Source organism: Klebsiella sp. CN_Kp113 (assembly GCF_040064585.1).
Classification (GTDB): Bacteria; Pseudomonadota; Gammaproteobacteria; order Enterobacterales; family Enterobacteriaceae; genus Klebsiella; species Klebsiella michiganensis.
Genome location: NZ_JBEAID010000009.1, coordinates 66,278 through 75,912, shown reverse-complemented (window position 1 = coordinate 75,912; position 9,635 = coordinate 66,278). Strand labels below are relative to the sequence as shown.

Annotated in this window: 10 protein-coding genes; 5 read left to right on the top strand and 5 right to left on the bottom strand. The window is 54.8% G+C overall.

What is annotated here, in order from left to right; translation table 11 throughout:
* The first annotated feature begins 37 nt into the window (after window positions 1-37).
* Both gsiC and gsiD read left to right on the top strand, forming a co-directional pair.
* Window positions 38-958 carry a glutathione ABC transporter permease GsiC gene (gsiC, locus tag ABLV30_RS03755; protein ID WP_009653824.1) on the top strand — a complete coding sequence of 307 codons (921 nt, stop codon included), beginning with the start codon at window positions 38-40 and terminating at the stop codon, window positions 956-958.
* A 1-nt stretch (window position 959) separates the two neighbouring features.
* Window positions 960-1,871, top strand: coding sequence for a glutathione ABC transporter permease GsiD (gene gsiD / locus ABLV30_RS03750; RefSeq protein WP_009653837.1), 912 nt, complete (start codon window positions 960-962; stop codon window positions 1,869-1,871).
* A 125-nt stretch (window positions 1,872-1,996) separates the two neighbouring features.
* On the opposite strand, the gene rimO is transcribed toward gsiD, so the two are convergent.
* Window positions 1,997-3,322, bottom strand: coding sequence for a 30S ribosomal protein S12 methylthiotransferase RimO (gene rimO, locus ABLV30_RS03745; RefSeq protein WP_064379229.1), 1,326 nt, complete (start codon window positions 3,320-3,322; stop codon window positions 1,997-1,999).
* A 296-nt stretch (window positions 3,323-3,618) separates the two neighbouring features.
* Here rimO and ABLV30_RS03740 point away from each other — a divergent pair, with 296 nt between their 5' ends.
* Window positions 3,619-4,098 (top strand): hypothetical protein, encoded by a 480-nt coding sequence (locus tag ABLV30_RS03740; protein ID WP_161506334.1) that lies wholly within the window; start codon window positions 3,619-3,621, stop codon window positions 4,096-4,098.
* A gap of 33 nt (window positions 4,099-4,131) precedes the next feature.
* On the opposite strand, the gene ABLV30_RS03735 is transcribed toward ABLV30_RS03740, so the two are convergent.
* On the bottom strand, window positions 4,132-5,373 hold the full coding sequence (locus ABLV30_RS03735) for an oligosaccharide MFS transporter (protein ID WP_025108077.1): 1,242 nt from the start codon (window positions 5,371-5,373) through the stop codon (window positions 4,132-4,134).
* Window positions 5,374-5,752: 379 nt separating this feature from the next.
* Here ABLV30_RS03735 and bssR point away from each other — a divergent pair, with 379 nt between their 5' ends.
* Window positions 5,753-6,136, top strand: coding sequence for a biofilm formation regulator BssR (gene bssR, locus ABLV30_RS03730; RefSeq protein WP_004849210.1), 384 nt, complete (start codon window positions 5,753-5,755; stop codon window positions 6,134-6,136).
* 103 nt (window positions 6,137-6,239) lie between these two features.
* Window positions 6,240-7,355: a PQQ-dependent sugar dehydrogenase gene (locus tag ABLV30_RS03725; RefSeq protein WP_025108076.1), complete on the top strand. Its 1,116-nt coding sequence runs from the start codon at window positions 6,240-6,242 to the stop codon at window positions 7,353-7,355.
* A gap of 2 nt (window positions 7,356-7,357) precedes the next feature.
* On the opposite strand, the gene ABLV30_RS03720 is transcribed toward ABLV30_RS03725, so the two are convergent.
* From ABLV30_RS03720 to xisR, 3 genes are all read right to left on the bottom strand, one after another.
* Window positions 7,358-7,984: a glutathione S-transferase family protein gene (locus tag ABLV30_RS03720; protein ID WP_154905444.1), complete on the bottom strand. Its 627-nt coding sequence runs from the start codon at window positions 7,982-7,984 to the stop codon at window positions 7,358-7,360.
* Window positions 7,985-8,082: 98 nt separating this feature from the next.
* Entirely contained in the window at window positions 8,083-9,369 is a 1,287-nt protein-coding gene (locus ABLV30_RS03715) for a site-specific integrase (RefSeq protein WP_348865551.1), read from the bottom strand.
* Entirely contained in the window at window positions 9,369-9,584 is a 216-nt protein-coding gene (gene xisR, locus ABLV30_RS03710; protein ID WP_048964090.1) for an excisionase family protein, read from the bottom strand. Before xisR ends, ABLV30_RS03715 begins: the two co-directional genes overlap by 1 nt.
* Window positions 9,585-9,635: the final 51 nt, after the last annotated feature.

Sequence of the window (9,635 nt, the reverse complement as noted above, 5' to 3'; positions counted from 1 at the left end):
CGGGCGCAGGCTGCGGGGACTTCGCGCAAGGAGAAGCATGCTCAATTATGTGATTAAACGCCTGCTGGGGCTGATCCCCACGCTGCTGATTGTGGCGGTGCTGGTGTTTCTGTTCGTGCATATGCTGCCCGGGGATCCGGCGCGGCTGATTGCCGGACCGGAAGCCGATGCTCAGGTGGTGGGAATGGTGCGCCAGCAGCTGGGGCTCGATCGGCCGCTGCACGTGCAGTTCTGGCACTATATCAGCAATATTGTGCAGGGGGATTTCGGTACCTCGATGGCCTCGCGTCGCCCGGTAAGCAGCGAAATCGCCAGCCGTTTCATGCCCACGTTCTGGTTAACGCTCGCCAGCATGAGCTGGGCGGTGATCTTCGGTATGGCGGCGGGGATCGTGGCGGCAGTCTGGCGCAACCGCTGGCCGGATCGCCTGGGAATGGCGCTGGCGGTAACCGGCATCTCGTTCCCGGCGTTCGCGCTCGGCATGCTGCTGATGCAGGTCTTTTCCGTTGAGCTGGGCTGGCTGCCGACGGTGGGCGCCGACAGCTGGCGCCACTATATTCTGCCTTCGCTGACCCTGGGCGCGGCGGTAGCGGCGGTGATGGCGCGCTTTACCCGCGCCTCGTTCGTCGATGTCCTGCATGAAGATTACATGCGTACCGCGCGGGCGAAAGGCGTCAGCGAAACGCTGGTGGTGCTCAAGCACGGCCTGCGCAACGCGATGATCCCGGTGGTGACCATGATGGGGCTGCAGTTCGGTTTTTTGCTCGGCGGCTCAATCGTGGTGGAGAAGGTCTTTAACTGGCCAGGCCTCGGGCGTCTGCTGGTGGACTCGGTGGAGATGCGCGACTATCCGGTGATTCAGGCGGAAGTCCTCCTGTTTTCTCTGGAGTTTATTCTTATTAATTTAGTGGTGGACGTGCTGTATGCCGCCATTAATCCGGCTATCAGGTACAAGTAAGGTGCGATTGCTCAACTGGAGAAGACAAGCGGCTATCAACGCGATGCCGGGGATTAAACCCGGGCAGATACGTACCCCGTGGCACGAGTTCTGGCGGCGGTTTCGCGGTCAGCCGGTGGCGATGGGAGCGGGGGTATTTGTTCTGCTGCTGATTGCGGTGGCGATTGTGGCGCCGTGGATTGCGCCGTTCGACGCGGAAAACTATTTTGATTACGACCGGCTCAACGACGGACCGTCAATGATGCACTGGTTCGGCGTTGATTCGCTGGGGCGGGATATCTTTAGTCGGGTGCTGGTCGGCGCGCAGATCTCGCTGGCCGCCGGGGTACTGGCGGTATTCATCGGCGCGGCCATCGGCACCGTACTTGGGCTACTGGCCGGGTATTACGAAGGCTGGTGGGATCGCATCATTATGCGTATCTGCGACGTGCTGTTCGCTTTCCCGGGGATTTTGCTGGCAATTGCGGTCGTGGCGGTAATGGGGAGCGGGATGTCGAACGTCATCATCGCGGTGGCGATCTTTTCGATCCCGGCCTTTGCGCGTCTGGTGCGCGGCAATACCCTGGTGCTTAAGCAGCAGACCTTTATTGAGTCGGCGCGCAGCATCGGCGCCAGCGATGCTACCATCCTGTTTAATCATATATTGCCCGGAACGGTATCATCGATTGTGGTCTACTTTACGATGCGTATCGGGGTGTCGATTATCTCCGCTGCCAGCCTGTCATTTCTGGGGCTTGGCGCGCAGCCGCCGACGCCGGAGTGGGGGGCGATGCTCAACGAGGCGCGGGCGGATATGGTGATGGCGCCGCACGTGGCGCTGTTCCCGGCAATCGCGATTTTTCTGACGGTGCTGGCGTTTAACCTGCTGGGTGACGGCCTGCGCGATGCGCTGGATCCGAGGATAAAAGGGTAGCGTTCGAGGATTGTGCAGCCCGGACAGGTGTCCGGGAAAGCACACCGCACGTTAATCCTGTGCGGTTTTGTCGCCCGGATAAGGCGCGCGAGCGCCTTCATCCGGGATAGGTTAAGCGGGCGGAATTAAACCCGGCTGCCCCACAGATCGTATTCGTCGGCGTGTTCGACTTTCACCCGCACAATGTCGCCCGGTTTGACTTTACTCTCACCGTTCAGGTAGACCGCGCCGTCGATTTCCGGCGCATCGGCCATGCTGCGGCCAATTGCCCCTTCTTCATCCACTTCGTCGATCAGCACCATAATTTCACGACCGACTTTCTCCTGCAGGCGCTCGGCGGAGATCTGCTGCTGCAGCTGCATAAAGCGGTTCCAGCGCTCTTCTTTCACCTCTTCCGGCACCTGATCCGCCAGCTCGTTGGCGGTCGCGCCTTCCACCGGGCTGTACTTGAAGCAGCCGACGCGGTCGAGGCGAGCTTCTTTCAGGAAGTCGAGCAGCATCTGGAAATCGTCTTCCGTTTCACCCGGGAAGCCGACGATAAAGGTCGAGCGCAGGGTGAGTTCCGGGCAGACTTCGCGCCACTGCTTGATGCGCGCCAGCTGGCGGTCGGCGGAGCCCGGACGCTTCATCATCTTGAGAATACGCGGGCTGGCGTGCTGCAGCGGAATATCGAGGTAGGGCAGAATTTTGCCTTCCGCCATCAGCGGGATCACATCATCGACGTGCGGGTACGGATAGACGTAGTGCAGGCGCACCCAGATACCGAGCTTCGCCAGCTCTTCGCACAGGCTAACCATACTGGTTTTGACCGGCATACCGTTGTGGAAACCGCTGCGATGTTTGACATCAACGCCGTAGGCGGAGGTGTCCTGAGAGATCACCAGCAGCTCTTTGACGCCGGCGTCGGCCAGGCGTTTGGCTTCCGCCAGCACTTCGCCAATCGGACGGCTGACCAGATCGCCGCGCATTGACGGGATGATGCAGAAGGTGCAGCGATGGTTGCAGCCTTCGGAAATTTTTAAGTAAGCGTAATGACGCGGCGTCAGCTTCACGCCCTGTTCCGGCACCAGGCTGAGGAACGGGTTGTGTTTAGGCTTCGGCGCGTAGTGGTGGACGTGTTCCAGCACCTGTTCATAGCTGTGCGGGCCGGTAATTTCCAGCACCTTCGGATGCACTTCGCGGATCTGATCTTCTTTTGCGCCCAGGCAGCCGGTGACGATCACTTTGCCGTTTTCTTTCAACGCTTCGCCAATCGCTTCCAGCGACTCCTGCACGGCGCTATCGATAAAGCCGCAGGTGTTAACGATAACCATATCAGCGTTATCGTAGGAGGGAACCACGTCATATCCTTCGGTACGCAGTTCAGTCAGGATACGTTCTGAGTCCACGAGGTTTTTCGGGCAGCCCAGAGAGACAAAGCCGATCTTCGGCTGAGGGGTGACATTGCTCATAGCTTAAAAAGTGTTCAATTATTGGGATGGTCAGGGCAGGGATTCTACAGAGATCGGCGGAAAGTTTATACTCCTTTTCTTGTTAGCCTGGCGATGTCCGTGTTTCTTTTTATCGGGATGATTATCCAGATTGTTAATCAAAATAAGGGAGTTATTCACCTTTTATCTTGCAACCCGGGGAAGTCGGTTTAGATCTGGTTTAACCTGAAGCGGTAAAATAGCCGCTGCTTTCAGTCTTTATTTTTATCAGGTTTCCCATGTTTAAAAAGTTGGGTGGTTTCGTCTGCGCGCTGGCCATGATTGGCGCGACGCCCGTTTATGCCAACGAGATGGCGTTATATTCGGTCAATACCGGTTCCTTTGTTTACCACATGACCGGCAATCACGGTCAATATAACGAAAAATTCAATAACCAATTTTTTTCCGTTGAGCGCAAGCTGTCAGCGGATTCAAAGTACAGCCTGTTGGCCGGCACCATGAAGAATAGCTTTGCCGACCGCTGCCTCTCTTTAGGGGCGAGGAGAGACTGGTACGCGGGGGCAAGCGGCTGGACGTTCAAGGGCGTCTATGCCTATACCGGCGAGTTTTTCTTTAAAGCCTTTCGCGATTGCGGGGATTCAGGCACCTATCGAACGGCGAAGAAAATCACCGGCGTCGGTTTCTCTCCCTATATTTATCATGGCCTGCAGTACAATTTTACCGATTATTTCGGCGTGGAAACGGGCATTATCGTCCCGGCCATATTTGTGATGAGCGTGCAGTGGAGCTTCCGCTAATTTGCCCGAAAAAGGCTTCCGGGCGAATTTTGATTAATGGCTTTGCGCAACGCCAGCGCCTGGCGCAGCCCCCGGCGCGGTCGGTTCTCTATTGTCGCGCAGCGTAAATACCGAGATCAGCGTAAACAGCCCGGCAATGCCGCCCAGAATATAATAGGTATGCGCGAAGCCGATGGTGTCGTACAAATACCCGGCCAGCGGCGAGTAAATCGCGGTGGCGATGGAGGCGACGAACAGCACCAGCAGGTAGACCGTCGAGGAGAGCTTGTTGTCGAAGTTGGCGGCGATAAATTTAAACACCGACACCAGAATCAGCGGTTTTTCCAGCGCATGCATCATTTTGACCGCGCCGATCCACACCGGGCCCAGCGGAATCGCGGAGCCGACGATACGCACCGACATGATCAGTCCGGCGATGATCAGCGCCCATTTCGCGCCGGTGCGGTTTACGAACCACGGCATCAGGCATAAAAACAGCGTCTCGCCGCATACCTGAATGGAGGCCAAAATGCCGTACCAGCGATTGCCTTCTTCCGGCGTCGGGAACTGCAGAGAAAAGTACTGGGCAAACTGCTGATCGTAGGTGTCGTAGATTTGCGTGACGAACAGGGTAAAGACCAGCAGCATCCAGAACTGGCCGTTCTTCGCCAGCTCCAGGGCATGCGAAACTTTCAGCGCGCTGGTTTTCTGCATTTCCGCTTCGGTCAGCTCGATTTTGGTCAGCATAAAACAGAGCGCGGCAATCACAATGGCGATACTCGCCAGCCAGAAGGCGAGGTTCGGATTGCTGTCGATATACTTGCCGACGATCCACGCGGCGGCGGCCCAGCCTAACGATCCCCACATTCTTACCCGGCCATATTCGAACTGGTAGCGCCGCGAAATTTTATCAATATACGAATCAATCACCCCGCAGCCGGAGTTAAAAATTATTCCCAGGTATACTCCGCCAAGCAGCGCACCCAACCAGAAGCTGTGCACCAGCAGCGGCGCGTACAAATAAATAAAGAACGGGCCTACCGGTAGCAGCATGGCGACCAGGATCCAGATCAGCCGCTTTTTCAGGCCGAACTTATCGGAAATAAAGCCGAAGAAGGGCTGCATCAGCAGGGCAATAAAGGCGTTGACCGAGTAGAGCAGGCCGGTTTTCGTTGCGCTAATCCCGAGGTGCTGAGTCGTCCAGATCACAAAGAACGCCATGGTCGAGGACCAGGCGAAGAGATAGAGGAAATCGAAAAGACTCAACAAGATATAGTTTCTTTTGCCGGGCGTCATCATTTCAGTTCCTTCAAGCGATAGAGATAAAGGTTACAAACAGGATCGATATGCCTGCCGTTCTTATTGAATGTTATACGTAATACATTTTATTTGATGATATGACACCCGGCGGCATTTTCTGGCAACGTGAATTGCGCTAATTTGTGATCATTACTGCAATAAATGATTTTATATCCCAGGGTTGGAATTTTTACTTTTATGAGAACGTATGACATTTTTGGCTTTCAGGAGATGATGTCGCAGGTGGGGATTTTAAGCTTCGTTGTAACATTGTAAAGGATGTTAATGACCTGAGAATTATTGATCTGCCTCATCGTTTTGTACAAAAAATGACCATATTATGATTGTGGTAAAGGACGACAGAGGAGGAACCGCGATGAGCGTTGACAGACTATATCGTAACCTGATGAATAAGCTGATTAATGCCAACATTGATCTCGATGCTTATTTACAGCTGCGTAAAGCAAAAGGCTATATGTCAGTCAGCGAAAACGACCATCTACGTGATAACTTGTTTGAACTGTGCCATGAAATGCGTCAACACGCGCCGCGCCTGCAGCACGTCGTTGCGCCGGAGGAAAAGGATGCCCTGCGGCTGGCGGGCGAAGCCGTCGCTTCCGCGGCGGTGTGCCTGCTGAGCGGACATCATGACTGCCCGTCCTACATCGCTGTCGACGTAGATAAGCTGGAAAGCTGCCTGGCGGTATTGCGGCTAAATATTCATAAATTGAATGATTCCAAGCCCATTACTCATGCCTGAGATCGGGGGGAGCCTGCTCCCCCCGATTAATGTTATGTAAAAATCCCTTCCCGTTTTCCCACGCTGGCTACCCTTATCGCATTGCTGACAAAAGGAGTATGCCATGCGCCAGACCATTACCCTGATGATAGCCCTTACCGCACTGTTGCTGCCTGCGGCTGCCCTTGCCGCCCGGGAGCGCGTAGAGGTGCTGCAGAACCAGCTTGAACACCCGTGGGCGCTGGCCTTTCTTCCGGACGATCGGGGCATTCTGATGACCCTGCGCGGCGGTGAGCTCCGGCTGTGGCAGCGGGAAAAAGGCCTCGCGCCTGCGATTTCGGGCGTACCGCAGGTCTGGGCCAACGGGCAGGGGGGGCTGCTTGACGTGGCGCTGGCCCCGGATTTCGCCCAGTCGCGCCGGGTCTGGCTAAGCTACGCCGAAGGCGGGAGTGACGACAAGGCCGGGACCGCCGTAGGCTACGGCCGACTGAGCGAGGATCTCCAGCGCCTGGAAAACTTCCAGGTGGTTTTCCGCCAGCAGCCGAAGCTCTCAACCGGCAACCATTTTGGCGGGCGGCTGGTGTTCGACGGCCGCGGTTATTTGTTTATCGGTCTCGGGGAGAATAACCAGCGTTCGACCGCTCAGGATCTTGATAAGCTGCAGGGAAAAGTGGTGCGGCTAACGGCTGATGGCAAGGTCCCGGATGATAATCCTTTTGTCGGCCAGGCTGGCGTCAGGCCGGAAATCTGGTCTTACGGTATTCGCAACCCCCAGGGGATGGCGATGAACCCGTGGAGCGATACGCTGTGGTTAAATGAACACGGCCCGCGCGGCGGGGATGAGATCAACCTGGTGCAAAAAGGGAAAAACTACGGCTGGCCGCTGGCGACGCACGGCATTAACTATAGCGGCCTGCCGATCCCGGAGGCCAAAGGCAAAACGCTGGAGGGAACCGAAGCGCCGCTGTTTGTCTGGGCGAAGTCGCCAGCGGTGAGCGGTATGGCGTTTTACAACGCGCCGACCTTCCCGCAGTGGCAGCACAGGCTATTTATCGGCGCGCTGAAGGATACGTCGCTGATTGTCCTCAAGGTTGACGGCAATAAGGTGACGGAACAGGAGCGGATTCTGGGCGATCGCGGTAAACGTATCCGCGATGTGCGCGTTGGACCCGATGGCTATCTGTATGTCTTAACCGACGAATCCAACGGCGAGCTGCTGAGGGTGAGCCCGGCGGGCTAATATCAGGTGACCGGGATCATCACCACGTTGCGCCAGGCCTGGCGCTGGTTAATCTGCTGATACCAGCGCTGCAGGTGCGGGCGCGGTTGCCAGGTTTTCACGGTCTCCAGCAGGTTATAAATGAACGGCGCGACGGCGATATCGCCGAGGCCGAAGGCGTCGCCTGATAGCCACTGATGGCGCGACAGTTCGTCATCGAGAATGGCGAACAGGGTCTCGCAGGTGGCAATACCGGCTTCAATCGCGGCGGGGTCGCGTTTTTCCGGCGGGGTTCTCACCAGCCCCATTAAAATCGGCCGATGGGCCGGCGAGAGCGAACCGTTGGCCCAGTCCATCCATTTCTCTCCCTGAGCGCGTTCGGCGGGCGACTCCACCCACAGGCGATCCTGACCATACTGCGCGGCCAGATAGCGGATAATGGTGTTTGATTCCCAGAGCACGATATCGGTCGTCTCATCTTTCAATAGCGGTACCAGCCCATTGGGATTCATGACCAGATAGGCCGGATCGTGATTCAGACCGAACTCCAGGCCTGCCAGAATTTGCTGATACGGGAGGTCGAGTTCTTCCAGCACCCAGCGCACTTTCTTCACATTGGTCGAGTTATTTCTGCCCCACAGCGTAATCATATCCGCTCCTGCTTTTTATTTCGCCGCCGTTGCGGCGTAGTGAGCATTCATGTTGGAATAAAGTTAATATTCCGGCAAGTGATTTTATTCTACTGAAACTAAACGTTTTTTATGCCTACTACCTTGCGTTTGGGGCACCCTTGGGACACAACGTCAGAAAAACTGTTATTCAACATTTCCACCTGGTTGCGGTCCATCTCTCCGATCCACTTTGAGTAAATCTCATAAACCATCTTCGCGTTCTCGTGGCCCATCTGCCCGGCGATGAAAGAAGGGTTAGCTCCGGCAGTTAAAAGCCAGCATGCGAACGTGTGGCGCGACTGGTAAGGGCGTCTGCTCCTGATTCCCGCCTTCTTTAATCCCGCCTCCCAACTATACCCCAGAGACTGAGAGCCATAATACTTCGTTTGCCCGCGCCAGTTTTTGGGCGGGATAAACACGAACCGCAATTTATGTTGTTCAGTTAAGCCATGTTCTCGGTGATGAAAAGTGATTTCGGTTTTGCTTAATGCGCCAGTTAGCTTGAATTGCTCACGTAAGGCGTTCAGCGCAGGCTCAAGCAGGGTTACAGTTCTGTTCCCCGCTTCGGTTTTGGGTGGCACAAACAGCCCCTCATTAGTTTGATTACGCCTGATGTGAAGTTCACCCTTATCAAGATCTACATCTTCCCAGGCTAAGGCTGTTAGCTCTCCATGCCGAAGGCCGGTAAAAATGGCCGTAGTCCAGAGCAAAGCATACCGATGAGATAGTGCCTTTATAAAACCTTCGTACTCGCTCTGGAGAAGCGGATCAGGGTCTCTCCTGGTGCGTTTAAGCATCTTTATCCCTTCATGAGGGGTATGCTCGATAAAGCCGCTCAGGTTCGCCAGTTTGAGCAACGAAGTCAGGTTGTTCATCAGGCCGTTGACCGTGGATACAGCCCGACCTTTTCTTTTAAGCCAGGGCGCGTGATCGCTAAAGGTGTTACCAGTTAATAGCGCGTTCCTGTAATTCAACAGGTCGGTATGCTGAATATCCGCAATATGCGTATTACTTCCGACGATAGCGCAAAGTGTTGCTATGCGTGATTCCGCGCCTCTGAATGATGCAGCTGAAACCTCAAGCTTTTTGGCATCAAGATAAACTTTGCATAATTCACCGAATGTTTTAATTTTTTGCGTCGTGGTGAATTTTTTAAGCGCCTTTGATTCAGGGAAGTGCTCTGCATAGTCAAATTTACCTTGCTGAATCTCACTCATAATTAAAGCGCGGAGATTGCCAGCCTTTCTTATATTGCTATTTGATACAGTCCAGCCTCGCAAAACTTCGCGGCAACGTATGCCGCGATATAGAAAGCTAATTCTTATTCCTTTCCCATGCAGCTCTACGCCAGCAGGCATATTCATTATGTTTCCCCGACAAGCCTATTGATCCTAGTGTAGTTGTAGAGAAGCGTTACCCTTCCTTCTGAAGCTTTTGGATCTGGTGGGTGCTTCTTATAATGAACGCCCTCAATCCATCTTCCCTCCCGGTAAGATTTAATTTGCCGGGGAGTCATATACATCTTCGCTACAATTCCCTTTTCCATCACCCATTCATCTTCTTGAGTAATATCGGCCATAAATAACCTCATGGCCGGGAAACTATAATCAGTTCCCCGGTTTAATGTTGA